At 67.1% G+C, this 25,760-nt stretch carries 26 protein-coding genes and 1 pseudogene; 17 read left to right on the top strand and 10 right to left on the bottom strand.

The window, feature by feature from the left end:
• Positions 1-41: 41 nt before the first annotated feature.
• From HV798_RS27295 to HV798_RS27270, 6 genes are all read right to left on the bottom strand, one after another.
• Positions 42-908 carry an ABC transporter permease gene (locus tag HV798_RS27295; protein ID WP_025135728.1) on the bottom strand — a complete coding sequence of 289 codons (867 nt, stop codon included), beginning with the start codon at positions 906-908 and terminating at the stop codon, positions 42-44.
• Between the two features lie 5 nt (positions 909-913).
• Entirely contained in the window at positions 914-1,837 is a 924-nt protein-coding gene (locus tag HV798_RS27290) for an ABC transporter permease (RefSeq protein WP_025135729.1), read from the bottom strand.
• Positions 1,838-1,911: 74 nt separating this feature from the next.
• On the bottom strand, positions 1,912-3,444 hold the full coding sequence (locus tag HV798_RS27285) for an ABC transporter substrate-binding protein (protein WP_175195697.1): 1,533 nt from the start codon (positions 3,442-3,444) through the stop codon (positions 1,912-1,914).
• 52 nt (positions 3,445-3,496) lie between these two features.
• Complete coding sequence (locus tag HV798_RS27280) at positions 3,497-5,350, bottom strand: ABC transporter ATP-binding protein (protein WP_246289217.1); 1,854 nt, start codon at positions 5,348-5,350, stop codon at positions 3,497-3,499.
• A 9-nt stretch (positions 5,351-5,359) separates the two neighbouring features.
• Entirely contained in the window at positions 5,360-5,872 is a 513-nt protein-coding gene (locus HV798_RS27275; protein WP_175195699.1) for a winged helix DNA-binding protein, read from the bottom strand.
• A 133-nt stretch (positions 5,873-6,005) separates the two neighbouring features.
• Positions 6,006-6,503, bottom strand: a complete 498-nt coding sequence (locus HV798_RS27270; protein WP_115596920.1) for an Lrp/AsnC family transcriptional regulator — start codon at positions 6,501-6,503, stop codon at positions 6,006-6,008.
• 114 nt (positions 6,504-6,617) lie between these two features.
• Here HV798_RS27270 and HV798_RS27265 point away from each other — a divergent pair, with 114 nt between their 5' ends.
• Positions 6,618-8,099 (top strand): aminotransferase class V-fold PLP-dependent enzyme, encoded by a 1,482-nt coding sequence (locus HV798_RS27265; protein ID WP_175195702.1) that lies wholly within the window; start codon positions 6,618-6,620, stop codon positions 8,097-8,099.
• Between the two features lie 15 nt (positions 8,100-8,114).
• Here HV798_RS27265 and HV798_RS27260 read toward each other — a convergent pair whose 3' ends face one another.
• Positions 8,115-8,540 carry a hypothetical protein gene (locus tag HV798_RS27260; protein WP_246289214.1) on the bottom strand — a complete coding sequence of 142 codons (426 nt, stop codon included), beginning with the start codon at positions 8,538-8,540 and terminating at the stop codon, positions 8,115-8,117.
• Between the two features lie 250 nt (positions 8,541-8,790).
• On the opposite strand from HV798_RS27260, the gene HV798_RS27255 reads away from it, so the two are divergent.
• From HV798_RS27255 to HV798_RS27240, 4 genes are all read left to right on the top strand, one after another.
• Entirely contained in the window at positions 8,791-9,756 is a 966-nt protein-coding gene (locus HV798_RS27255; protein ID WP_175195704.1) for a nitrilase-related carbon-nitrogen hydrolase, read from the top strand.
• Positions 9,757-9,951: 195 nt separating this feature from the next.
• On the top strand, positions 9,952-11,334 hold the full coding sequence (locus HV798_RS27250; protein WP_246289211.1) for an MFS transporter: 1,383 nt from the start codon (positions 9,952-9,954) through the stop codon (positions 11,332-11,334).
• A 248-nt stretch (positions 11,335-11,582) separates the two neighbouring features.
• Entirely contained in the window at positions 11,583-12,812 is a 1,230-nt protein-coding gene (gene fmdA, locus HV798_RS27245; RefSeq protein ID WP_175195706.1) for a formamidase, read from the top strand.
• Between the two features lie 23 nt (positions 12,813-12,835).
• Positions 12,836-13,168 (top strand): FmdB family zinc ribbon protein, encoded by a 333-nt coding sequence (locus HV798_RS27240; RefSeq protein WP_025135739.1) that lies wholly within the window; start codon positions 12,836-12,838, stop codon positions 13,166-13,168.
• Between the two features lie 27 nt (positions 13,169-13,195).
• Here HV798_RS27240 and HV798_RS27235 read toward each other — a convergent pair whose 3' ends face one another.
• Positions 13,196-13,939, bottom strand: a complete 744-nt coding sequence (locus HV798_RS27235; RefSeq protein WP_025135740.1) for an ABC transporter substrate-binding protein — start codon at positions 13,937-13,939, stop codon at positions 13,196-13,198.
• A gap of 130 nt (positions 13,940-14,069) precedes the next feature.
• Positions 14,070-14,495 carry a copper resistance protein NlpE gene (locus HV798_RS27230; RefSeq protein WP_029953490.1) on the bottom strand — a complete coding sequence of 142 codons (426 nt, stop codon included), beginning with the start codon at positions 14,493-14,495 and terminating at the stop codon, positions 14,070-14,072.
• 292 nt (positions 14,496-14,787) lie between these two features.
• On the opposite strand from HV798_RS27230, the gene HV798_RS27225 reads away from it, so the two are divergent.
• The 7 genes and pseudogenes from HV798_RS27225 to HV798_RS27195 all read left to right on the top strand — a co-directional run bounded on the left by HV798_RS27225 (position 14,788) and on the right by HV798_RS27195 (position 18,543).
• Positions 14,788-15,183, top strand: coding sequence for a GFA family protein (locus tag HV798_RS27225; protein ID WP_175195708.1), 396 nt, complete (start codon positions 14,788-14,790; stop codon positions 15,181-15,183).
• A 130-nt stretch (positions 15,184-15,313) separates the two neighbouring features.
• Positions 15,314-15,784: an OsmC family protein gene (locus HV798_RS27220; RefSeq protein WP_175195710.1), complete on the top strand. Its 471-nt coding sequence runs from the start codon at positions 15,314-15,316 to the stop codon at positions 15,782-15,784.
• Positions 15,785-15,899: 115 nt separating this feature from the next.
• A complete protein-coding gene (locus HV798_RS27215; RefSeq protein WP_175195712.1) occupies positions 15,900-16,547 on the top strand; it encodes a glutathione S-transferase family protein in 648 nt (215 codons plus the stop codon).
• A 14-nt stretch (positions 16,548-16,561) separates the two neighbouring features.
• A complete protein-coding gene (locus HV798_RS27210; protein ID WP_175195715.1) occupies positions 16,562-17,137 on the top strand; it encodes a GNAT family N-acetyltransferase in 576 nt (191 codons plus the stop codon).
• Between the two features lie 31 nt (positions 17,138-17,168).
• Complete coding sequence (locus HV798_RS27205; RefSeq protein ID WP_175195717.1) at positions 17,169-17,720, top strand: cysteine hydrolase family protein; 552 nt, start codon at positions 17,169-17,171, stop codon at positions 17,718-17,720.
• A 6-nt stretch (positions 17,721-17,726) separates the two neighbouring features.
• A pseudogene (locus HV798_RS27200) lies at positions 17,727-17,942 on the top strand (DUF3820 family protein); the annotation flags it as partial.
• Between the two features lie 268 nt (positions 17,943-18,210).
• Positions 18,211-18,543, top strand: coding sequence for a hypothetical protein (locus HV798_RS27195; RefSeq protein WP_175195719.1), 333 nt, complete (start codon positions 18,211-18,213; stop codon positions 18,541-18,543).
• A gap of 209 nt (positions 18,544-18,752) precedes the next feature.
• Here HV798_RS27195 and HV798_RS27190 read toward each other — a convergent pair whose 3' ends face one another.
• Entirely contained in the window at positions 18,753-19,979 is a 1,227-nt protein-coding gene (locus HV798_RS27190; RefSeq protein ID WP_175195721.1) for an MFS transporter, read from the bottom strand.
• A gap of 242 nt (positions 19,980-20,221) precedes the next feature.
• On the opposite strand from HV798_RS27190, the gene HV798_RS27185 reads away from it, so the two are divergent.
• The 5 genes from HV798_RS27185 to HV798_RS27165 all read left to right on the top strand — a co-directional run.
• Complete coding sequence (locus tag HV798_RS27185; protein ID WP_175195723.1) at positions 20,222-21,190, top strand: GlxA family transcriptional regulator; 969 nt, start codon at positions 20,222-20,224, stop codon at positions 21,188-21,190.
• 170 nt (positions 21,191-21,360) lie between these two features.
• On the top strand, positions 21,361-22,236 hold the full coding sequence (locus tag HV798_RS27180) for a helix-turn-helix transcriptional regulator (protein ID WP_246289208.1): 876 nt from the start codon (positions 21,361-21,363) through the stop codon (positions 22,234-22,236).
• 298 nt (positions 22,237-22,534) lie between these two features.
• Positions 22,535-24,586 carry a TonB-dependent siderophore receptor gene (locus HV798_RS27175; protein ID WP_246289234.1) on the top strand — a complete coding sequence of 684 codons (2,052 nt, stop codon included), beginning with the start codon at positions 22,535-22,537 and terminating at the stop codon, positions 24,584-24,586.
• 97 nt (positions 24,587-24,683) lie between these two features.
• On the top strand, positions 24,684-25,106 hold the full coding sequence (locus HV798_RS27170) for a cupin domain-containing protein (RefSeq protein WP_175195725.1): 423 nt from the start codon (positions 24,684-24,686) through the stop codon (positions 25,104-25,106).
• Between the two features lie 29 nt (positions 25,107-25,135).
• A partial coding sequence (locus tag HV798_RS27165) for an MFS transporter (protein WP_484456037.1) occupies positions 25,136-25,760 on the top strand: 625 nt, incomplete at its 3' end.

Here is a 25,760-nt window from a genome sequence, read left to right as displayed (position 1 = left end):
CGGGGGGCAGCAAGCCCGCGCAGCGGGTGCGGCGTGGGGGCTCACACTTTTCCAGTGGGGTCGAGGCGGTCGCGCAGCCAGTCGCCGAGCAAATTCAGGCCCAGCACCGTCAGCATGATCGCCAGCCCCGGAAACACGCTGACCCACCAGGCCGTCTGCATGTAGGTGCGGCCATCGGCCAGCATACCGCCCCAGCTCGGAATCATCGGGTCCACGCCCAGCCCCAGGAAGGTCAGGCTGCTTTCCAGCAGGATGTTGTTGGCGACGTTCAGCGTCATCAGGATCACCAGCGGGCCCAGCAGGTTGGGCACGATGTGATGGCGGATCATGGCCAGGTCGCGCACCCCGAAGGCGCGCGCGGCCAGCACGAACTCGCGTTCACGCAGCGCCAGCACCTGTGCCCGCACCAGGCGCGCATACTGCACCCACTGCGAAATGATCATGAAGAAAATGACGTTGAACAGCCCGCCGCCCAGGATGGCGATGAAGGTGATCGCCACCAGGATGAACGGCAGCGCCAACTGCACGTCGGCAAAGCGCATCACGATCATGTCCCAGAAGCCGCGGTAGTAGCCGGCGATCAGGCCCATGACGATGCCCAGCAGCGCGCCGCCCAGCACCGAAATGAAGCCGACCATCAGCGAGATCTTGCCGCCCACGATCACGCGGGCCAGCACGTCGCGGCCCAGCGGGTCGGTGCCGAAGGGGTGGGCCGCGGTCGTGAACGGCGCGGTCAGGCGGGCGGCCAGGTCCATGGCTTCGCCGCCATCGGGAAACAGCCAGCCCGAGGTCAGCACCAGAAGGACCATGAGGCCGGTGAGCACGGCGCCCAGCACGAATTCCAGCGAACGGTAGCGGCTGCGCGGCTTGGGGGCCGCGGGCGCGGCGGTGGGAGTGGTGGTCTGCATAAGGCTCAGCGCGTGCGGATTCGGGGATCGACGATGCCATAGGCGATGTCGACGATCAGGTTGACCAGGACGATGACGGCGGCCAGCACGGTGACCGTGCCTTGCAGCACCGGGTAGTCACGGCCGGAAATGGCGTCGAACGCCAGCGTGCCCAGGCCGGGCCAGTTGAACACCATCTCGATGACGACGATGCCGCCGATCAGGCCGCCGAACTGCAGGCCCAGGTAGGTGATGAGCGGAATCGCGCAGTTGCGCAGCGCGTGCTTGTACAGCACCACGCGTTCTTTCAGGCCCTTGCTGCGCGCCACCATGATGTACTGCGCGGACAGCGTTTCCAGCATGGTGGTGCGCACCAGCCGGATATTGGTGGCCGACAGGATGATGGCCATCGTCAGCGACGGCAGCACCAGGCTGGCCGGACCGCTCCAGCCGGACGGCGGCAGCAGCGGGAAGGTGATGGACAGCAGCAGCACCAGCATCAGCGCCAGCCAGAAATTGGGAAACGACAGGCCCACCAGCGACAGGATGCGGATGGTCTGGTCGGTGGCCTTGCCGCGCTTGATGGCGGCCTGGATGCCCAGCGGCAACGAAATCAGGATCGACGCGATCAGCGACGTGAAGGCCAGCATCAGCGTGGCGGGCAGGGCGTCGCCGATCAGCTTGGCGACCGGTGTGCCGCCCATGAAGCTGCGGCCGAAGTCGCCGTGGAGCAGGCCTTGCATGTAGCTCAGGTATTGCACGTGGAACGGCCGGTTCAGGCCCAGCGCCTGGCGGATGTTGGCCAGGTCCTGCTCGGTCACGCTGCCCGAGCCCTGGCTGAGCATCAGCGCGGGGTCACCGGTCAGGCGTACGGCGTAGGAAACAAGCAGCGTCACGGCCACGATCACGAAGACCGCCTGCAACACGCGTTTAATCAGAAATCCGGTCATGAGGCGCCGCCCCGGTTTTCACCGGGACGGGTCAGTAGGGTTAATGCAGAAGCGCGCAGCGCTTCGGGGGGGCCTTACTCAACAGTGGTATCGACGAAGCGGAAGCGGATGTCGCCCGGGACTTCCAGGTTCTTCACGCGCTTGTTCACGCCCACGATCGTGTTCAGGCTGTACAGCGGCAGTTCCAGCGCCTGGTCGGCCACGTAGCCGGCGATTTCCTGCAGCATGGCTTCGCGCTTCTTCACGTCATAGACGGTGCGCTGGGCTTCCAGCATGGCGTTCAGCTTGGCGTCGTTGTCGTACGGGTTCCACTTCTGGCCCGAGTGATACATCAGGTAGGCCGTGTTGTCGTAGTCGTACGTCCAGCCGCCCCATTGGTTCTGCCACATCTCGCCGGTCTTGCCGCCGGGGATGATGTCGTTGAGCAGCACGCCGGTTTCGTACGGCTTGATGGTGGCGCGCACGCCCACCGCCTGCAGGTAGCCCGACACCGCCTGGGCCACTTCGCGGAAGTTCGAATCGCTGCCGCGCACGTCGATCTGCACGGTGGCGCCCGCCTTGATGCCGGCGCCGGCCAGCAGCTTCTTGGCTTCGGCGGGGTTGAACGGCAGGGGCTTCTGGTCGGGGTTGTAGCCGAACGACTGCGGGCCCTGGAAGCTGGCGATGGTCTTGGCCTGGCCCAGCAGCAGCTGCTTGACGATGGCGTCGCGGTCCACGGCCATGATCAGCGCGCGGCGCACGTCGCGGTTCTGCGTGATGCCGGTCTTGGTGTTGTAGCGCAGCGCGAAGGCCACGGGGCCGCCGGTGGAAATGACGTCGGCGTTGCCCGACTTCTTCACGGTCTCGATCAGGCCCAGCGGGATCAGCGTGGCGACGTCGATGCGGCCGGCTTGCAGCTCGGCCACCTGGGTGCCCGGTTCGCCGATGAAGCGGTACACCACCTTGTCCAGCTTGGGCTTGCCGCCCCAGTAGTCGTCGTTGCGCGCCAGGGTCACGTTGACCTTGGGCTGGTAGCTTTCGAACTTGAACGGGCCCGTGCCGACCGGGTGGGTGTTGAAGTTGTCTTCGCCCTTTTCCTGGATGTACTTGGGCGGCACGATCATGGCGCCGTAGCCGGCCAGCTTGGTCAGCAGTACCGGGTCCGGCTGCTTCAGGATGAAGTCGACGGTGTATTCGTCCACCACCTTGACCTCGCCGATCGAGTCGTAGTTGGACTTTTGCGGGCCCTTGGCGCCTTCGGCGCCCAGCAGGCGTTCAAAGGTGAACTTCACGGCTTCGGCGTTGAAGGGTTCGCCGTTGTGGAACTTCACGCCCTGGCGCAGCGTAAAGCGCAGGCGCTTGTTGTCGTCCAGGTATTCCCACTTGGTGGCCAGGCCCGGTTGCAGCTTCAGGTCGGCGCCGCGCATCGTCAGGCCGTCGTACAGGTTGCTGCCGACCGAACCCCAGAACGTCACGAAGGTGTCGATCGGGTCCCAGCTGCCCGGGTCCTGGTTGATGGCCACGTTGAGCGTGCCGGCGGCTTCGGCGGTCGACAGGACCGCGGGCAGCGCGCCGCCCAGCGCCAGGGCCAGGGCGGTGGCGGTGAAGGTTTTGCGTAGGGAGAGCATGTTCAACTCCAGGGACGGGAAATCGGGCGGGCCGACGTGAAAAAGGGGAAGGTCAAGCGGCGCGGGCCACACGGTGGCCGGGCGCGAATTCAACCAGGGGAATGATCGCGGGCTCGTCGCCCACGCGCCGCACCGGGCTGGGGATCTCGCCCTCGATCAACGAGGTATCGATGTGGCGGCCCGGTTCGGCGACCGGCACGGCGGCCAGCAGCTTGCGGGTGTAGGCATGCTGCGGCGATTCGAAGATCTGGCGGCGCGTGCCCAGCTCGACGATCTGGCCCAGGTACAGCACCGCCACGCGGTGGCTGACCTTTTCCACCACCGCCATGTCGTGGGTGATGAACAGGTACGACAGGCCGCGGTCTTTCTGCAGGTCCATCAGCAGGTTCAGGATCTGCGCCTGGATTGACACGTCCAGCGCCGACACCGATTCGTCGGCGATGATCAGCTTGGGGTTGCTGGCCAGGGCGCGCGCGATGCACACGCGCTGGCGCTGGCCGCCCGAGAATTCATGCGGATAGCGGCGAGCGTGTTCGGGCTTCAGGCCCACTTGTTCGAGCAGTTCGCCCACGCGGCGGGCGATGGCGTCGTCGCCCGTCAGCAGGCCGTGGGTGCGGATCGGTTCGGCGATGCTGAACGCCACCGTCTTGCGCGGGTCCAGCGAGGCGTACGGATCCTGGAAGATGTACTGGATTTCCTGGCGCAGGCGCTGGCGGCCGGCGCTGTCCATCGAAAAGATGTCCTGGCCGTTGTAGCGCACCGCGCCGGAAGTCGGCGCCACCAGTTGCTGCAGTGTCTTGCCGATGGTGGACTTGCCGCTGCCCGATTCGCCCACCAGCGCCAGCGTCTCGCCGGGGTAGACGTCAAAGCTCACTTCTTCCACCGCGTGCACGCGGTGCGTGACGCGGCCGAACAGGTTGTGGCCGACATCGAAGCGGGTGGTCAGCTTTTCCACGCGCAGCACCGGCTCGTCGTAGCGGGCGGTGTCCTGCTCGCGGGTCTCGCCCACTTCACGCAGCGTGTCGCCTTCGAGCACCGTCTGCGGCGTGCGCAGCGGCAGGTCGCGGCCGGTCAGGCTGCCCAGGCGCGGCACCGCGGCCAGCAGGGCGCGGGTGTAGGGGTGCTTGGGCGCGCGGAAGATCTCTTCCACGGTGCCTTGTTCGACCTTCTTGCCGCGCAGCATCACCACCACGTCGTCAGCCATCTCGGCCACCACGCCCATGTCGTGCGTGATGAAGATGACGGCCGTGCCCAGATCGCGTTGCAGTTCGCGCACGGTGTTCAGGATCTGCGCCTGGATGGTGACATCCAGCGCGGTGGTCGGTTCGTCGGCGATCAGCAGCCGCGGCTGGCACGACAGCGCCATGGCGATCATCACACGCTGGCGCATGCCGCCCGACAACTGGTGCGGGTAGCGGTCCAGCAGCTGCTCGGCATCGGGCAGGCGCACTTTTTCCAGCAGGGCGCGCGCCGATTTGCGCGCGGCCGAACGCGACAGCTGCTGGTGCAGCATGATCGCTTCGATGATCTGGTCGCCGATCGTGAACACCGGGTTCAGCGAGGTCATCGGTTCCTGGAAGATCATCGCGATGTCGTTGCCGCGGATCGCGCGCATCTGCTCGTCCGACGCGGCGGTCAGGTCGACTTCCTGGCCGGCGCTGTTCTGGAACAGGATCTTGCCGGTGGTGATGCGGCCGTTGTTGTAGTCCGTCAGCCGCATGATGGCCATGGACGTGACCGACTTGCCCGAGCCGGACTCGCCGACGATGGCCAGCGTCTTGCCCGGCCGCACGTCGAAGTCCAGGTCCTCGACGGCGCGGAACACGCCGTTCGCGGTGTTGAAATCGACCGACACGCCGCGCACGGACAGAAGCGGCTGGCTTGAAGAGGCAAGAGTGCTAGACAACGTAAATTCTCACAGCGAGGTGGCGGCGCGGGCAGCCTGGTCGTACAGGCCCGACAGGGCGCGCAGGGTATTGGCCAGCTGGCGGCTGGCGTCGTCCGCGGCGGGCGAATCGATGAACGGCTTGACCAGGCATTGCTCACGCACTTCGGCGTAGCGCTGGATCGCGGCGGCACCGGCATCGGTGGTGGTGTAGATCACTTCCTTGCCGGTCTTGGCGCTTTGCACCACGCCCAGGCGCTCGAGCTTCTTGAGCGAATAGTTCACCAGGTGGGTGTCTTCGACATTGAGCGTGAAGCAGATGTCGGCCAGCTTCTTGCCGCGGCCACGGTGGAACACGTGGTTCAGCACCAGGATGTCCAGCGAGGTCAGTTCCGGCAGCCCGGCACAGGCCATGCAGCGGACCATCCAGCGGTTGAAGGCGTGCGACGCGATGATCAGGCCGAACTCCACCTCGGACAGCTCCGGGGCGGACGAGGCGAGATGGGAGGAGGAAACAATGGCGTCCCGGACGGAAACAGACATGGGCGGCTAGTTGGGGACGGATCGACAACAAAACGTTGGCGAATTATTGACGATTTGTCGATATGCGGGCATCGGGGATAACCCGTGGATATATGCCGCCCCGGGGCTTCATGACCGGTAGTTATCGTGGCCGCTAGCCGGGCGTGCCGTCTTCGACCGTGCCCGCCAGTTGCGTCAGGTCGGGCGGGCGGTTCTCGATGATGGCTTCCATGCTGAAGAAACCCGTCACCGTCGACAGCTCGAAGTCGGTGATCAGCTTCTGGTAGAAGCGGTCGTAGCCCGCGATGCCGCGGCAGGTGACCTTGATCAGGTAATCCCAGTCGCCGCCGATGCGGTAGAACTCGGTCACCTCGGGCAGGCGTTCGACGTGGCGCCGAAAGCCGTCGGCCCAGTCCTTGGCGTGGTGGCTGGTGCGGATCATCACGAACACGGTCAGGTCCAGCCCCAGCGCGACCAGGTTGACCTGGGCGCGGGTGCCGCGAATGATGCCGCTGGCGTTCAGGCGCTGCAGCCGGCGCCAGCAGGCGTTCTGCGACAAACCGACCCGATCGGCAAGCTCGCGCTGCGACAGCGAACCCTCGCGTTGCAGGCAGGCGATGATACTTAGATCAAATTTGTCTATTTTTTCCATGGATTCGATCAAATGAACGGTTTTTGGTGATTTTCGCCAAAATTTAGGTGAGGTTTCAAATTTATTTCCACCGTATGATATTCCGAGATAAATCCCTGTCCTCGTCTCATCATCATGTCTACCCAAGCGACCCCGGCCACCACAGGGCCGTTGCGCCAGTTTCAAGAATCCCTTGCCTGCCCCGACATCGCCGCCGCCCTCGCTGACGGGCTGATCGGCAAGGACGCCGTCATCGACGGCCCCTACGGCGCCAAGCCGCTGGTGTATGCCGACTACGTCGCGTCGGGCCGCGCGCTCATGCAGGTCGAACGCTTCGTGCTCGAGCACGTGCTGCCTTACTACGCCAACTCGCACACCGAGGCCTCGTACTGCGGCGGTTTCATCACGCGCCTGCGCCGCGAAGCCCGCGCCGTGGTCGGGCGCTGTTGCGGCGCCGGTGACGAGCACGCCGTGATCTTCTCGGGCTCGGGCGCCACCCTGGGCATCAACCGCCTGGTGCATCTGCTGGGCGTGTCCGCCGCGGTGGCGGCCGGCCGCAAGGTCCGCGTCGTCATCGGCCCCTACGAGCACCACTCCAATATCCTGCCGTGGCGCGAATCCGGCGCCGAGCTGGTCTCGGTCGCTGAAAGCCCGCTGGGCGGCCCCGACCTGGCCGAGCTGGACGCTGCCCTGCAAGCCCCGGCCGGCACGCTGGTCGTCTGCGCGCTGTCCGCCGCGTCCAACGTGACCGGCATCGTGGCCGACGTCGCCGCGGTCACCCGCCGCGTCAAGCAGACGGGCGCGAAAATGGTCTGGGACTATGCCGGCGGCGCCCCTTACCTGGACATCCGCATGTCGCCCGCGGCCGATGCCATGATCGACGCCATCGTGTTCTCGCCGCACAAATTCATCGGCGGTCCGGGCGCGTCCGGCATCCTGATCGTGCGCCGCGACGCCGTGGTGCCGGATACGCCCACGTTCCCGGGCGGCGGCACCGTCAAGTTCGTCTCGCCCGCCGGCCACGACTACAGCGCCAGCCTCGAAGCCCGCGAAGAAGCCGGCACGCCCAATGTGGTGGGCGACATCCGCGCCGCGCTGGTGCTGCTGGTGAAAGACGCGCTGGGCGCCGACTTCATGCAGCGCCGCAACGCCGACCTGGTGCAGCGCGCGCTGGCCCGCTGGCAGGGCGCGCCCCTGCTGGAATTGCTGGGGTCGCTGACCGCGCCGCGCCTGCCGATCTTTTCCTTTCGCGTACGCAACGGCCGCGGCGGCTTCGTGCACCAGCAACTGGTGACCCGCATGCTGAGCGACCGTTTCGGCATCCAGGCCCGCGGCGGCTGCGCCTGCGCCGGGCCGTACGTGCATCAGCTGCTGGACATTGATGCAGCCGAATCCGCGCAGATGCGCCAGGCCATTCTGGCGGGGCGTGAAATCGAAAAACCCGGCTTCATCCGCCTGAATTTCAGTGTGCTGCTGGCCGACGCCAAGGCCGATTTCATCCTGGATTCGGTGCTGGCGCTGGCGGGCGACGCCACCGACTTCGAAGCCGACTATGACTTCGATCCCAGCCGGGCGATCTTCTTTCCGCGGGTGGCCGAGGCAGAAGCCGTCGGCTGAGCGGCGCGCTTGCCGTCAGGGCTGCTTCATGTAGGGACCGCAGGTGTCGATCCATGCGGTCTTCTTCGCGGCCAGGTTGTCGGGCAGCGTCGTCATGCGCTGCACCGTCTTGTCCGGAAACGCGCCGCCGTTGCGCGCGCATTGCTCGTAGTCGTCCACCAGCGCGAATTCCATGTCCAGCAGGTCCAGGCGGCCCTGGCACAGCAGCGAGTTCAACTGGTGCAGGTTGGTCACTTCGCGCTTGGTCTGCACCGTGACCGCCTCGTTGTAGCGGGTGACGCTGGCGTCGAATTGCGCCACGCATTGCGCGTCGGTCTGCGCCGACGCGGGCAGTGCCACGGTGAACAGCAACGCGGCCAGGGATGAGACCAGGAAAGAGGCCAGCGAAGAGGCGGCGTGGGACGGGCGGGGCAGGGGGCGCAAGGGGCTGGGCAAGGGCATGAACGTGGGCTTGTGTGGCGGCCGGGCCGCGAATGCGATGGCGGCATCATAACTGCCGGCTCGGATACGTCCGATAAGCAATGCCTGCTGGCGGCCCATTCTGCAATGCCCGGATGCAGATTTTTCAAATCTTCCCGCAAATCAATGGCTTGAGAAAAAAACTGCGGTTGACCCTGACGTAGAACCCCGTATATCGGCGTGCGCCCGCCTTGGACAGAATCGGCTGATCCGTTTCCCCGAGGCCCTTGCCATGACCTTCCGCGCTGCCATCGTCCAGGCCGGCTCCGTGCCGTTCGACACCCCCGCCACGCTCGCCAAAGTGGCCCGCCTGACCGCCGACGCCGCCGCCACCGGCGCCCGTCTGGTCGTGTTTCCCGAAGCCTTCGTCGGCGGCTACCCCAAGGGCGCCACGTTCGGCGCCTCGGTCGGCGGCCGTAGCGCCCAGGGCTATCGCGACTTCCAGCGCTACCTTGATGGCGCCATCGCCGTTCCCGGCCCGCACACCGCCACCCTGGCTGACGTAGCCGCCCGGCACCAGGTGCACCTGGTCATCGGCGTCATCGAACGCGACGGCGGCACGCTGTACTGCACGGTCCTGTTCTTCTCGCCGCAAGGCGAACTGCTCGGCAAGCATCGCAAGGTCATGCCGACCTTCATGGAACGTCTGGTGTGGGGCTTTGGCGACGGCGCGACCTTGCCCGTCTTCGACACGCCTCTGGGCAAGCTGGGGGCGGTGATCTGCTGGGAAAACTACATGCCCCTGATGCGCATGGCCATGTACGCCAAAGGCGTGCAGATCTACTGCATGCCCACCGCCGACGACCGCGAATACTGGACGTCCACCGCGCGTCATGTCGCGCTGGAAGGCCGCTGCTTCGTCCTGTCCGCCTGCCAATACCTCACCCGCGACGCCTTCCCCGACGACTACGACGCCGTGCAGGGCAACGCGCCAGACACGGTCCTGATGCGGGGCGGCAGCGTCATCGTCAGCCCCAGCGGCGATGTGCTGGCCGGCCCGGTCTACGACCAGGAATGCATTCTGTCGGCCGACCTCGACCCCGATGAAATCGTGCGTGGCAAGTTCGTGTTCGACGTGGCCGGCCACTACAGCCGGCCCGATATCTTCAGCCTGCAGGTCGACGAACGCGCCAAGCCGCCTGTCAAGACCACGCGCGACGCGCCCGGGGAATCGCCCGCCGATTCGGTGTTGCCCTAGTGGTGCTGTCCCAGCGGTGCTGCCTTGGTGGTGCTGCCCTAGCGGTGATGTCCTGGTAGTGCTGCCCTAGTGGTGTAGCCCCAATGGTGCTGCACCTGATGGTGTCGCCCAGCTTGATGCTGCCCTGGCCCAGCCTGCACGCCCCACGTGGCGCCCGCACGGTATGGCCGCTGCGTCAGGGCTTGCCGCACCCGTGTGCCGCACCTGTCTGCCGCACCCATCTGCCGCGCCTATCTGCCGTACTCCACCTTCGCCTTTTCCTGGAACAACATGCCTGAACGCCAGCCACAAGCGGCCGCTCCCCTTAACGCTTCCGACCTGCGGCGGCGCGCCATCGCCGTCGGCATCGGCAACTTCATGGAATGGTTCGACTTTGCCATCTATGGCTATTTCGTCGTGCTGATCGGACGCACCTTCTTTCCATCGTCGGCGCCCGGCATTTCCCTGCTGTCTTCGCTGGCTGTGTTCGCCGTGGGCTTTCTGTCGCGGCCGCTGGGGGCGGTGGTGCTGGGCCCCTTGGGCGACCGCCTCGGCCGGCGCGCAGTGCTGATGATCACCGTATTCGGCATGGGGGTGGCCACCACGCTGATCGGCCTGTTGCCCGGTTACGACACCCTGGGCATGGCGGCGCCCGTGCTGCTGATCCTGCTGCGTTTCGTGCAGGGCATGATGGTGGGCGGCGAATGGTCGGCTGCCTGCATCTACATCGTGGAAAGCGCGCCGCATGGCGGCCGTGGCAAGGCGGCCGCATTGCTCACCAAGACGGCCGCCGCCGCCTTTATGGGGGGCACCTTCGTGGCGGCGGTCATTTCGTCGGTGCTGTCCGAGCAGGACGCCGCTAGCTGGGGCTGGCGCGTGCCGTTCGTGGCGTCCATCCTCATGACCGTCGTGGCGCTTTACATCCGCCGCCGGCTGGGCGATACGCCGGTCTACGAGGCCGTGCAGAAGCGCCGTGAAAACAATGAAATCCAGGCCGTTCCCGCCGCAGAGAAATGGCGCGCTTTCGTCGTCACGTTCGCCTATGCGGCGTTGTTCGGGGTGTCGTTGTACTACTTCATCACCTACGCCAATACGCATCTGACGCAGACCGTGGGCCTGTCCAAATCCACCGCGCTATGGCTGTGCAGTGCGGCATTGGTGTTCTACACGTTGCTGCACACGGCCATCGGCCGGTTCAGCGACCGCTTCGGCCGGCGTCCCGTCGTGTTGGCCTCGGCAGTCAGCCTGACGGTGCTGGGGTATCCGATCTTCCTGCTCATGAATACCGGCCATCCCGCGGCGGTACTGGCGGCGCTGTGCCTCTTGGCGGTGCCGGTCGCCATGGCTGGCGTGATGGACGTCGTGTTGCTGGTCGAGATGTACCCGGCCTCGATCCGGTCCACCGGGGCTGCCATCGGGCAGAACGTCGCCGTGGCGGTGCTGGCCGGCCCGGCGCCGTTCATCGCTGCCGCACTGATCCAGTACTCGGGCAACCCGACCTTGCCTGCCGCCTATCTGTGCGGCGTGGCGGCGCTTTCCGGCGTGGTGTTGTGGGCACTGCTGCCGGAAACCCGCGACAAGGATATCTCGCAGGGTTAAAGGCAGGGGCGATGGGGAGGGACGGGGCACTGCGTATAAACCCAGTTTACGGACGCCCGAAACTGGCCTACCGTGCAAGACGAATCGCGGGCTTGCACAAACGGGTCCAAGTGGCCAATTCAAACGGCCAGTTCGACCGGCTCATTCAAGCGGCAAGTTCAAGCCGCGCCGGCCGCCCTTCCGCGATTGAAGTTCTGTTTTATCAACACTTTTGTTTTGCCAAAACACTACGTTGGAGATGAAAGAGAATGACCGATACGCTCATCCGGGTCGACCTGGCCCAATCCCCCTACGAAAACAAGCAGATCCACAATCGCTGGCATCCGGACATTCCGATGGCGGTGTGGGTCAAGCCCGGTGATGATTTCATCCTGGAAACCTACGACTGGACCGGCGGCGCGATCAAGAACGACGACAGCGCCGACGACGTGCGCGACGTGGACCTGTCCACCGTGCACTTCCTGTCGGGCCCGGTGGGTGTAGAGGGCGCCGAACCCGGCGACCTGCTGGTGGTGGACTTGCTGGACATCGGCGCCAAGCCCGACAGCCTGTGGGGCTTCAATGGGTTTTTCAGCCGCACCAACGGCGGCGGTTTCCTGACCGATCATTTTCCGCATGCGCAGAAATCCATCTGGGACTTTCACGGCATGTTCACGTCGTCGCGGCACATCCCGGGCGTGAATTTCGCCGGGCTGATCCACCCCGGCCTGATCGGCTGCCTGCCTGACCAGAAGCTGCTGGACACCTGGAACCAGCGCGAACAGGCACTGATCGACACCAACCCCAACCGCGTGCCGCCGCTGGCCAACCCGCCCGCGCCCAAGACGGCGCACATGGGCGCCCTGCAAGGGGCCGACCGCGACCGGGCGGCGGGCGAAGGCGCGCGCACCGTGCCGCCGCGCGAACACGGCGGCAACTGCGACATCAAGGACCTGTCACGCGGCGCGCGGGTGTTCTTCCCGGTATACGTCAAGGGCGGCGGCCTGTCGGTGGGCGACCTGCACTTTTCGCAGGGCGACGGCGAAATCACCTTTTGCGGCGCCATTGAAATGGCGGGCTGGGTGCACATGCGCGTCACGCTCATCAAGGGCGGCATGGAAAAGTACGCCATCAAGAATCCCATCTTCAAGCCCAGCCCGATCACGCCGGCCTACAAGGACTACCTGATCTTCGAAGGCATCTCGGTGGACGAAGGCGGCAAGCAGCACTACCTGGACGTCAACGTGGCGTACCGGCAGGCCTGCCTGAACGCCATCGAATACCTGAAGAAGTTCGGCTATTCGGGGGCGCAGGCCTATTCGCTTCTGGGTTGCGCGCCGGTGCAGGGGCATATCAGCGGGGTGGTGGATATTCCCAATTCGTGCGCCACGCTGTGGCTGCCTACCGAAATCTTCGATTTCGACATCCAACCGTCGGCATCCGGGCCGGTCAAGCACATCAAGGGCGGCATCGACATGCCCTTGTCGCGCGATCGTTGACCCTGGCGCACAAGGAGCCTGCCATGCCCATGTATGACTATTCCTGCGCGGATTGCGGCGACTTCGCGGCGCTGCGGCCCTTGGCGCAGTGGCGCGATCCCGCCGCCTGCCCCGATTGCGGTGCACTGTCTGGCCGCATCGTCGGCGGGGCGCCGGCGATCTCGGCGTTGTCGTCCGCGGTGAACCGCGCCCATGCCGCCAACGAGCGCAGCGCCAACGAGCCGCGCAGCACGCGTTCCGGCCACGGCATGAACTGCGGTTGCTGCTCGGGTGGGCGCAAAAGCGGCAAGACGCGCACCACGGCCGACGGGGCGAAATCCTTTGCCGGCTCTCGGCCCTGGATGATCAGCCACTGACCCCCAGGAAGGCCGCGCCTGCCGGAACTACCCCTGGTTTTCCAGCGGTGCCACCGCCGCGCCCTGGATGTTGTGACGCGCCAGGGCGTCTGCGACGAAGCCCGTTTTCTTCATGGCTTCGACAAACGCCGACAGGTAGGCGCTGGCCTTCGCGCCACGGCTCTTGGGCACGCCCATGGCCTGGCGGATCAGCATGAAATGGCCGTCCAGCAGGCGCAGGCCGCCCAGGCGTTTGGCGTCGGCTTCCAGCTGCTGCTTCACGCCCGCCGCGACTTCCAGGTTTTCCTGGATGAAGGTGTCGACTACGGCAGGCGAGGTGGGCGCGCGGAAGATCTCGGCGTGCTTGAGTTCGCGGGTCAGGTACAGGTCGTAGGCGCTGCCTTTGCCGACCACGACGCGCTGGCCGGTGCAGTCCACTTCTTCCTGGCGGGTGATGGAGGAATCCTGGCGCACCAGGTAGGCGCCTTCGATGACCACGTAGGGGGCGGTGAAGGCGATCTGTTCGCCGCGCAGCGGGTCGATCGCGAAAAAGCCCACGTCGGCTTGTTCGGCGGCCACCGCGTTGACCGATTCGCCGGCCGACTTGAACACCACCAGCTCAAGTTTCACGTCCAGCCGGCGCGCCAGTTCCGTGGCCAGGTCCACCGACACGCCGCCGGGGGCGCCGGTGCCCGGATGCGTGTTGGCCAGGATGGGGTTGCCCAGGTTGATGGAGGCGCGCAGCGTCCCCGTCGGGGCGAAGGCGTCGAGCAATTCGTGATCGGTTTTCATGGCGTTCCTTCCTTGGGTGCGCACCGTTCTGTGCGCGCCGCCCGGCACGGGCCGGGCGGCGGGGCATGTTCAGCCTGGAAGAATAGCCGGAAGACGGCGGCTTGCGCGACGCCGTCGGCGGTGCCGTGGACTACTGGGCGCGCCGCAGCACGTAGTGCGGCGCCAGCGGACCGGTGGGGCGGGTGCCGTCGCGATACAGCAGGGTCACCTGGTTTTCGGCGACGAAATAGCGTTGGCTGTCGCCGGAGGCGTCCAGCCGGATGGTGCTGCCGTCGGACTCCCAACTGAAGGTGCCGGCGACCGCTTCGGGCTGCGGCTGGCGGTCCAGGTACTGGGTGGTGCGCTCGTAGCGGCCGTCTTTCATGAGCGTCAGGCGGGTCTGGATGCCGGGGCAATCGGCGCAGGGCAGGGTGCCTTCGTAGCTGCCGGGCCAGTCCAGCGCATTGCGGGCCGTATGGTTGTCCACGGGCACGGACCGGGCGGTGATGGGTTTTGAAGGGGCGCAGCCGGCAAGCAGGGCGACTGTCAGGGTGCAGGTCAGGGTGGTTTTCATCATGGCGAGCTCCTGTGTAGCAGAGCGTCCACGATACGGACGCAAGCTTGTCCTTGCTGAAACGGGTTGTAAAGGTCATGCGGATGCTGTCCCGCTATGCGGGAAGGTGTTGCGGTCTGTGGAATCAACGACTGCCCGGCTGCGCGCCAAACGGGACGATGGCGGCAAGCGAGCCGCCGGATCTTGGCCGTGGTTGCCCCCCAGCAGGGCCGTATCGGCGCGCTGCACGCGGTTCGCCTACGCTACGCTTATATCTTGAGCCGGCCGCCTGCCGCGGCCACCAAGGAGACTCGCCATGAAGGGAAGCTGCCTGTGCGGCGCCGTGGCCTACGAAGCAGATCGCCTGTCGGGGCCGATCTTCCATTGCCACTGCGCCACGTGCCGCAAGTCGCACGGGGCCGCCTTCGCGTCGACCGCGCGCGTGGCGCGCGAAGACTTTCGCTGGACGCGGGGGCAGGCCACGCTGGGGGCGTATGAGTCCTCGCCCGGCAAGATCCGCCACTTCTGCACGGCTTGCGGCGCGCACCTGATGGCGCACTGGGTCGACCGGCCGCAGGTCATCTTGCGGGTGGCCACGCTGGACGACGATCCGGGTGCGCGGCCGGCCGCGCATATCCATGTGTCGCACGATGTGCCGTGGCTGGCCGATGGCCCCGACGTGGCGACGTACCCGGATGCGCCGCCTGCGTGAGGCAAGCCGGTCCGAAACGTGCGTCCCAAATGTGCGCTCCATTTGTCCCGCAGTGACCTTCACTGGCATCGTGCGCTTGCGCTACGCTATCGATCTTCGTACCAGGGCTGCACCCTCAGGAATTCCTGCCATGAAAGGCGAACACCATTACGACGTCAACGTGACCTGGACCGGCAACACCGGCAAGGGCACCGCCAGTTATACGGCCTATTCCCGCGACCATGTCATCCAGGTGCCCGGCAAGGCCGACATCGCCGGCTCGGCCGATCCCGCCTTTCGCGGCGACGCGGCGCGCTGGAATCCCGAAGACCTGCTGGTGGCGTCGCTGTCGGCCTGCCACAAGCTCTGGTATCTGCATCTGTGCGCGGTCGAGGGCATCGTGGTCACCGCCTATCGCGACGATGCGCAAGGCGTCATGCGTGAAGACCCGGACCACGGCGGCGCGTTCGCATCGGTGACGCTGCGGCCCGAGGTCACCATCCAGGCGGGCGGCGACGCCGGCCTGGCCGAAGCCCTGCACGCCCGCGCGCACCACTTCTGCTACATCGCGAATTCCGTGAAATTCCCGGTGCACTGCGAGCCGCGCATCGTCGTGGCCTGAAGCCGACCCGCGTGTCGTGGCTTGAGCCCGGTCCTTGCATGGCGACCCGAACCTGACTCGCATTGTTCATCCGCATTTCCGACCCGAATTTCCCATTCATTTCAAGGACGCCAACATGCTGACCATCTGGGGCCGGCGCAGTTCATTCAATGTGCAGAAAGTATTGTGGCTGGCGGGCGAATTGGGCCTGTCCTACGAACACGTGCCGGCCGGCGGGCAATTCGGCCTGCTGGATACGCCGCAGTTCCGCAGCCTGAACCCGCACGGCAAGGTGCCGCTGCTGCGCGACGGCGATACGGTGGTGTGGGAATCCCATGCCATCCTGCGCTATCTGGCCGCGCGCCATGGCGCCGCCGCGTTCTGGCCGGCGGACCCGGCGCGGCGCGTCCGGGCCGACGGCTGGATGGATTGGGCGCAGACGGCGTTGCAGCCGGCGTTCCTGTCGGGTGTGTTCTGGGGCTATTACCGTACCCCCGAAGCCGCGCGCGACACGGCGGCCATTGCGCGCAGCGTGGCGGCCACCCATGCCTGCCTGCGGCAACTGGACGCCGTGCTGGCCACGCAGCCCTATCTGGATGGCGACGCGCTGACGTTGGCCGACATACCGGCAGCCACCTCCCTGTACCGCTACTACGAACTGGATATCGACCATGCGCCGCTTCCCAATGTGCGCGCCTGGTACGAACGCCTGCAGGCGCGCCCGGCCTACCGCGAACACGTCATGGTGCCGTTTGGCGAATTGAAGGGACGGCTGGATTTTTGATTTAAGCTGCCTGCATGTCTTTGCCCATCACCGACTGGCCGCAGCATGCCCCCGACCTGGGCATCGCCGGCTTGCGCCTGCGTCCGCTGCATGACGCGGACGCCGCCGATTGGTACGCCTACCTGAATGACGACGCGGTCACCCGCCACACCAGCTGGCAGCTCGACGGCCCGGAAACATTGGTTCGCCTGATCCGCGGCTATGCCGACCCGGCCGCCACGCACAGCGTGCGCCTGGCCATTGCCGGGCCCGACGACCGGCTGATCGGCACCATCGGCTTGAACGAGATCGCGTTATCGGCCCGCCGCGCCGAAATCGCCTACGATCTGGCGCCGACGCACTGGCGGCAGGGCATTGCCACGCAGGCCTGCACGGTCGTCACTGACTGGGCCTTGCAGACGCTGGGCCTGGCCCGCGTGCAGGCCACGGTGCTGGATACCAACACGGCCTCGGCCGGCGTGCTGGAACGCTGCCGCTTTCATCGCGAAGGGCTGTTGCACCACTATCGCGTAGTGCGCGGCGAATCGCGCCATTTCTGGATCTACGCCCGCATCTGGCCGCCCCCCATCGTGGGCGCGGAATGCGGCTAGGAAATTTCAATACGGACCCTACGAGGAAAGCATGACGTCCGCCCTGATCGTGATCGATGTGCAACGCGCCCTGTTCGAGACCACGCCCGCCCCCGCGGACGCCGACGCCGTCCTGGCGCGCATCAATACGCTGACCGATCGTGCCCGCGCCTGCGGCGCGCCGGTCATCTACGTGCAGCATGAGGCCCCCGGCAGCCCGATGGATTACGGCCTGCCGGCCTGGCAGCTGGATACGCGGCTGCAACCGGCCGATGGCGACATCCGGGTGCGCAAGACCACGCCCGATTCCTTCCTGCGCACCGATCTGGCGGACGTGCTGGCAGAAGCTGGCGTTACGCGGTTGGTCGTGTGCGGCTATGCCAGCGAATTCTGCGTCGATACCACCGTGCGCCGAGCCGCGGCGCTGGGCTTTCCGGTGACGCTGGCGGCCGATGCCCACACCACGCAAGACAAGCCGCATGCGCCCGGCGCCCAGATCCGGGCGCACCACAACGCCACGCTGTCGTCCATTGCCAGTTTTGGTGTCAAGATCGCGGCCATCCCTGCCGCCGACATCGTCTTTGGCGGCCCGGCCGCCGCCTGATACGCCATGGATCCCCAACTGTTGTCGTTGCTGGTGACGCGCACCATGCCGTTTGGCAAATACCAGGGGCACCTGATCGCCGACCTGCCGGGGCCCTACCTGGCGTGGTTTGCGCGCAAAGGCTTTCCGAAAGGCGAGCTTGGCCGCTTGCTGGCGCTGATGCTTGAGCTGGACCATAACGGCCTGTCTTCCTTACTGGATCCTTTACGGACCGCGCCGCGCGCCTGGCCGGGCCAGCCGCCCGGGGACCAGCCGGCCAAGCCCTCCGCCGCCAACGTGTCGGGTGCGGCGGCGGCCCCCAAGCGGGCGGCCAAGCCCTGATCCGGGCGTAGCGACCGCCGCGGGGAAACCGCAAGAAACAAATCCCGCGTCGGGCGTAGCGTCTTGGCACGCTCACGTGGCGCGCCCGGGGCTACCATAGACCGGCGCGTCACCGGACGGGGCAGTTGATCCTGGCCGGCTGGCGCGCATTCATTGATGAGAGGTCGCCATGAAAAAACTTCCGCTGTCCGCCGTCTTGCTGGCTCTGGCCTGCGTGGCCGGCGCGGCCCACGCGCAGAGCGCGGCGCCGGTCACCCAGGAATACCAGTATCCCAGCCAGCGCTCCAAGGACGGCAGCCTGTCGCCGCCTTCCACCTTGCGCATGACCGTCACGCCCGACCCGAATTCGGCTCCTGTCGTGATCCGCGATTCGCCCGAAAGCCAGGCGGAGTACGTGCGCTGCCGCGAGGTTTCGGACCGCGCCGCCGTGTCCAATGCGCAGATGCAGGCCGGCGTGGCGCAATGCCTGCAACAGCTGGAACAGCGGCGTCAGCCGCAGTAGCGGCAATCGCGGCAGTAGCCGCAATAGCAGCAATAGCCGCAATAGCCGCAATAGCGGCAACGGCAGCAATCGCGGCAATTACGGCAATCTCGGCTATTGCGGCAATCTCGGCTATTGCGGTAACGGCGGAAAGTCTCAGCCCCAAGCCTGAAGCAAAGCGCAGGCGGCCACCCTGATTAGGCTGCCTGCGCTTGACCGACGAGCGCCGCCTACGCCTGGCCGGCCATCGCGGCCTGGCGCGCTGCGCCGCGCGCCCAGTACCAGGTCATCAGGCCCGCGGCCAGCACCACCGGCAGCATGGCCGCATTCAGCGCCTCCCACCCGAAGGTGTCCAGCGCCGGCCCGGCGGCCAGGGTTGCCAGGGCGGTGGCTGCATAACGCAGCATCTCGGCCGCGCCTTGGGCGCGGGCGCGTTCGGCCGGCCGGTACGACTGCGCGAGCAGCGTGGTGCCGCCCACGAACATGAAATTCCAACCCACGCCCAGGCAGAACAAGGCCGCGTAGAACGCCGGCAACGACGGCGACCCCATCGCAATCAACGCGCTGGCCACATTGAGCAGCATGCCCGCCCACAGGATGCGGGCCAGGCCGAAGCGCTGGATCAGCGCACCGGCGAACAAGGCGGGCGCGTACATGCCCACCAGGTGCCATTGCATGATGCCCGCGCCATCGCTGATGGTGTGGCTGCAGGCTACGGCGGCCAGGGGCGCGGCCGTCATGATGAACATCATCGACACGGACCCCACCACATTGTTCGCCAGCGCCGCCACGAATATCGGCTGGCGTGCGACCTCGCGCAGCGGCCGCGCCGGCAGGCCGGCCTGGGTGTCGCCCGCGTGGACCGGCGCGTCGATGTCGCGGTAGAACGCCCACAGCAGCGCGGCGGACAACAGCGCCAGCAGCGCCACCATCAGGTAGGCCCCGGCAAAGGTGACCGGGGCGAACAGGTCGCGGCTTGCATTGGCCAGCGCGGGGCCGGCAATGGCGGCGATGACGCCGCCGGCCATCACCACCGAGATCGCGCGGGTCTTGGCGGCCGGTTCGACCGCGTCGGCGGCGGCCAGCCGGTAGTACTGGGCAAACGCCTGGAATACCCCGACCAGCGCGGTGCCGGCGCAGAAGGCCCAGAAGTCCGAATGAAACACCGCCCAGACCGAAATGCCGCCGCCCGCCGCCCCGGCCAGGGCGCCCAGCGTGAAGCCGTTGCGGCGGCCGATGCGCTGCATCAGCAGCGAGGCAAACCAGGTAACGACGGCGCCCGCCACGGTGATCAACGCGAAGGGCAGGGTGGACAGCGCCTTGTTGGGCGCCAGCATGTGGCCGGTCAGGGCCGTCAGGGTCAGGTCGATGGAAATGGCGGCAATGAACAGGCCCTGGCAGACGGCCAGCAAGCGGGCGTTGCGTTGGCCGGGGGTAGAGCGGGATGACGGGCGCATAGGGGAGGCGGGCAGGAAAGAGGCGGACCCCGGCCAGGGGCGGCGCGGGGGATCGGGGCACGAAGTCCGGGGCACGAGGCTCGGGTTTGACAGCGTTTACTGTAGTGAGGCAGACTTTGGCGTAAATGACATAATTCCCTCAAAAACCGCCATCGTGTTCCTCTGGTCTGAATGACACGCCCTGCAGACCGATGCGGGCCGAAATCCATGCCAGGCCTTTTCAATCGCTACAGGCGCTTGCCATGCCCCATGTCGTCGCTTTCCTGCTCGTGCCCGACTTCCAGCTGTTGGACATGTCCGGCCCTGCCACCGTGTTCCAGACCGCGGGTGCCTTGGCACGCACGGCGGGCGGTCCGGCCTACACGGTGCTGACGGTATCGGAACAAGGCGGCCTGGTGCGCAGCACCAGCGGCATCGAGATCCAGACCCGCCCCTGGCGCGGCGTGCGGGCCGATACGCTGATCGTGGCGGGCGGCGAGGGCGCGCGCGAATTCGCGGTCACGCCGGGCATGCGGCGCACGTTGCACGCCCAGCGGCAGGCGGGCCGGCGCCTGGCCAGCGTGTGCACCGGCGCCTTCGTGCTGGCAGGCGCCGGCTTGCTGGATGGCCTGCGCGCCACCACCCATTGGCGCCGCGCGGCCACGCTGGCGCGCAACCATCCGGGCATCCGGGTCGACGCCGACAAGATCCACGTGCGCGATGGCGATACCTGGACGTCGGCCGGCATCACCGCCGGCATCGACCTGGCGCTGGCGATGGTCGAGGCCGATCTGGGGGCCGACGTGGCCGCGGCCACGGCGCGCGAGATGGTGGTGTACCACCGGCGTTCGGGCGGCCAGTCGCAGTTCTCGGCGTTGCAGGACCTGGCGCCCGAAAGCGATCGCATGCGGGCGGTGCTGGAACATATCCGCGGCCATCTGGGCACGGCGCTGTCGGTGGATCAACTGGCCGAAGTGGCCTGCGTCAGCCCACGCCAGTTCCTGCGCAGCTTCAAGGCCGAAACCGGCGAAACGCCGGCCAAGGCGGTCGAGCGCATTCGGGCCGAAGCTGCGCGCGGCCTGATCGCGGCGGGTGACAGCAGCATCGAGAGCATCGCGCGGCGGGTTGGCTTCACCGACACCGAACGTATGCGGCGGGCGTTCCTGCGGGTCTACGGCCAGCCGCCGCAGGCGCTGCGGCGGGCGGCCAGAAGCCAGGCGGTTGCCGCCTGAGCGCCGTCCTGGAAGGCAAGCAGTCACGGCCTGAAAACCGTGCGCCAAGCCAGGCGGCCAACACCTGGGTACCGCCGGTTGCTGGCTGCTTCCCCGATGTTGGCTTGGTCGCGGCAAAAGGGTAATAATATTCAATCTCAATAAAGATCCTGCGCCCCCGGGCCGCCGCCGTGACCGCTATCACCCCTGAACTCGATTGGACCCTGCCGGCCGCCACGCCCGCCATGTCGCTGGCCGGCGGCACGTTGCAGTTCGACCGCAGGGAATGCGTGCAGGAAGACCTGGCGCCGGGCCTGAAATTGGTGCTGGTGCTGGAAGGCGAGCTGCGCTACCGGGTGCCCGGGGCCGCCGCCGCACAGGTCAGCGGGCCGCTGCTGCACCTGAGCCTGTGCCGCGATCCGCTGCGCATGGAGCACGATTTCGCGGCCCGCCGCGCGCTGCGCTTCGTGTCGTTGCGGACGTCGCTTGCGCATCTGCAGGACGCCCTGGCAATGGAACCCGCGCAGGTCGCCCGCCTGCTGCGCGCCTCACACGACGACGGCCCCTACGCCGATGCCAACCTGCGCGTTGGCGCGCCGTTGCTGGCGCTGGGTCGGCAGATGCTGGCTTGCCCGGTGCAGGGGCCGCTCAAGCGCCTGTACCTGTCGGCCAAGGCGCTGGAACTGACCGCGCTGGCGCTGGCGGCGTTGCAGCCGGACAAGGCGGCGGCCGCGGGTGTGTCGCGCGCGGATGCCGAGCGCCTGCATCATGCGCGCGACCTCGTGCTGGCGAATCTGCAAGATCCGCCGGCCTTGCCCGAGCTGGCGCGCCGGGCCGGGATCAACGTCAACAAGCTCACCACGGGCTTTCGCCAGCTGTTCGGCTGCAGCGTCTACGCTTTCGTGCGCGAACAGCGCATGGCGCAGGCTCATGCGCTGCTGGCGGCCGGCGAGATGAGCGTGTCCGAAGCCGCGTACGCGTGTGGCTACACGGATTCGCACTTCACCAAGGCGTTCCAGCGGCGCTACGGCGTGCTGCCCAGCGCGCTGGCCGCGGGGCGCGGCTGAAACGGTAGCCGCTGCGCAGTCGGTATCGACTTCCCTCCCGCGTCAACGCGGCCGCCATCGGCAAGGGCGGCCATATCCCTGCGATCCTTCTGAGCCCCGTCTTCAAAGACTGCCGCAATCGCCAGCAATACTTCCGCAATCGCCAGCGACGGGGGCGGCCTCTCTCTAGAATTACTTGAGAATAATTCTCAGTAATAAAGAAAGAGGAACGGCGGTGCACAGATTCAGGAATGGGGCGGGAACGCCGCGCGGGCAGGCGGACGCAAACAAGATCAAGATCGGCGCAATCTGGCTGCTGATGCTGGCCGCGGGCCCCGCGCTGGCGGATGACACGGCCACGCTGCCGGCCGTCACCGTGAGCGGCGAGGGCGCGGCCACGGCGACGAACACGCCGTCGCTGGGCAAGCTGCCGCTGACCCTGCGCGAAACACCGCAGTCGGTCACCATCATCGGGCAAGAGCAGATGAAGCAGCAGAACCTGCAAAGCCTGGACGAGGTGATGCAGCACGCCACCGGCATCACGGTGCAGCCGTACCAGTTGCTGACCACGGCCTATTACGCCCGCGGCTTCAAGGTCGATTCCTACGAGCAGGACGGCGTGCCGGTGCTGATGGGCAACATGGCCGCGTCGCCGCAGGACATGGCGGTGTACGAACGCGTCGAGATCCTGCGCGGGGCCAACGGCCTGTTGCATGGCGCGGGCAATCCGGCCGCCACCGTCAACCTGGTGCGCAAGCGGCCGCAGCGCGAATTCGCGTTCAGCGGCGCGCTCAGCGCCGGCAGCTGGGACCGCTACCGCGCCGAGGCTGACCTGGGCGGCCCGCTCAACGACGGCGGCAGCGTGCGCGGGCGCATCGTCAGCGCCGTGGAAAGCCGCGGCTACTTCTATGACGTGGGCGACCAGAAGTCGGCGCTGTTCTATGGCATTGGCGAAGTGGACCTGGGTCCCGCCACGGTGCTGTCGGCTGGCCTGCAGTACCAGCAGATCCGGTCCACCACCAACATGGCGGGCGTGCCGCGCTACCAGGACGGCGGCGACATCGGCCTGAAGCGCTCGACCTACCTGGACGCCGCGTGGGACCGCTTCAACTGGGACACGACGCGCGTGTTCGCCGACCTGGAACACCGCTTCGGGCAAGGCTGGAGCGCCAAGGTCAGCGCCAACTACCTGACCGCCGACAGCAACCTGAAGTATGCCGGCGCCTACGGCGCGATCGACCGGCAGACGGGCCTGGGTTCGGCGCTGATGGGCGGGGCCTACAAGTTCGAGAACACCCAGGCCAGCGTGGACGCCTACGTCAGCGGGCCGGTGACGCTGTTCGGCCGCCGCCACGAACTGCTGCTGGGCGGCAACGCGCAGCGCACCACGACCGAGCAGTACACCGGCATGCTGACGCCCGCGCTGCGGGTGCCGGTGAACGTGTTCGACTGGGACCCGCACAGCGTGCCCGAGCCGGGCGTCGGGCCGTATTCGTCACCGGGAGAAACGCGGTTGCGCCAGCAAGGCGTGTACGGCATGGGCCGCTTTTCGCTGGCCGATCCGGTGACGCTGGTGCTGGGCGGCCGCATGAGCTGGTGGAACCAGGACGCGCCGGCCTCGCGCCAGCGCATCGATCCGGAATTCACGCCCTATGGCGGGCTGATCGTCGACCTGGATCGCCAGTGGTCGCTGTACGGCAGCTACGCGCAGGTGTTCCAGCCGCAAAGCCAGCTGACGCGCGAAGGCCAGGCGCTGGACCCGGTGACGGGCACCAACTACGAGGCCGGCATCAAGGGCGAACTGGCCGACGGCGCCCTGAACGTGTCGCTGGCCGCGTTCCAGATCACGCAGAAGAACCGCGCCCAGGAAGACCCGGCGTGGCCCTGCGTGGGCAACAACTGCTACTACGTGGCCGGCGGCAAGGTCCGCAGCCGCGGCATCGAGGCCGAGGCGTCCGGCAGCATCACGCCGTACTGGACGGTGGCGGCCGGCTACACCTTCAACACCAGCAAGTACCTGACCGACACGCAAGCGGGCGGCCAGCCGTTCGCCAGCTTCACACCCAAGCACATCTTCCGGCTGTGGACGAACTATGCGCTGCCCGGCATGCAGCGGCGCCTGTCCGTGGGCGGCGGCCTGCAGGTGCAGTCGGGCTATTCGACGGTATCCGGCCCCGTCACGCTGCGCCAGGGCGGTTATGCGCTGGTGGACCTGCGCATGGCCTACCGCTTGGACAAGCACCTGACCGCGGCGCTGAACGTCAACAACGTGTTCGACCGCGGCTACTACCAAAGCCTGTCGGGCACGGCGTGGAACAACCGCTACGGCGAACCGCGCAACGTGATGCTGACCCTGCGCGCCGAATATTGACCGGGCCAGGCCATTGCGGGGCGACCTGACGGGGTCGCCCCACGACACCGGGACGGTGCGCAAGTGCCGTTCCGCCGCATTGCTGAAGGAGCACACCGTGGCAGTAACTCCCCTCCCGCCGGTCTTTGACTGGCTCGATCACTTCGTGGCGCTGGGCGCCGGCGGCAGCGTGCGCGAGATCGGCACGCTGCGCCGCCTGGCGCCCGAGGAAGGCTGGCTGGTCGGCATCAAGGCCGCGGCGTCGGATGCCGACGTGCATGGCGATGTCTGGGAACGGCATCCGGCCGGCGACGAAATGCTGTGCGTGCTGGAAGGCCGCGTGGTGCTGATGCTGATGGACGAGGCGGGCGTCGAAAGCGACCTGCTGCTGGACGCGCGCCGCAGCACGATCGTGCCGCGCGGCGTCTGGCACCGCCTGCATGTGGCCTGTCCGGCCCGCATCCTGTTCGTGACGCCAGGGCAGGGCAGCGAACACCGCCGCGCGGATGCGCCGCGGCAATTTTCAAGGAAATCGACGTGAACCGCATTGCAAACGGGCGCCTGTTCATCATGATCGGCGCACTGTATTTTTCCCAGGGCATTCCGCTGGGCGTGGCCATGGAGGCGCTGCCCACGCTGCTGCGCCGCGATGGCGCGCCGCTGCATGCGCTGGCCTGGCTGCCGCTGGTGGGGCTGCCGTGGGTGCTGAAATTCCTGTGGGCGCCGGTGGTCGACAACCGCTGGCGTCCGGCCGCGGGCCGGCGTCGCAGCTGGATCTTGCCGATGCAGTGCGTGGTGCTGGCCTGCCTGGCGGCGGTGGCGGTCTCCGGCATTTCGTCTGCCAGCGCGGCCTGGGTGGTGGGGTTGATGGCGCTGGCCTCGCTGGCCAGCGCCACGCAGGACATCGCCACCGATGGCCTTACCGCCGAACGCTTCGAAGGCCAGGCATTGGCGCGGGCCAACGCCGTGCAGGTGGGCGGCACCATGGTCGGCTTCTTCGCGGGCGGGCCGGGCTGCCTGATGCTGGCGGGCCACGTCGGGCAGGCCGGTGCCCTGGCGCTGTTGGCCGCCGTGGTGGCGTTCAGCCTGCTGATGGCGCTGGGCTGGCGCGAAACGGCGCTGCCGGTCGTCGCCCAGGGCGCCGCGGTCGGCCCGCCGGGCGCTCCAGCCGGCCCGGCCGGATCGCGCAGCGCCC

This window comes from Achromobacter deleyi, assembly GCF_902859705.1.
Taxonomy (GTDB): Bacteria; Pseudomonadota; Gammaproteobacteria; order Burkholderiales; family Burkholderiaceae_B; genus Achromobacter; species Achromobacter deleyi.
The sequence above is the reverse complement of the archived record's forward strand: the minus strand, read 5'-3'. Positions and strand labels throughout refer to the sequence as shown.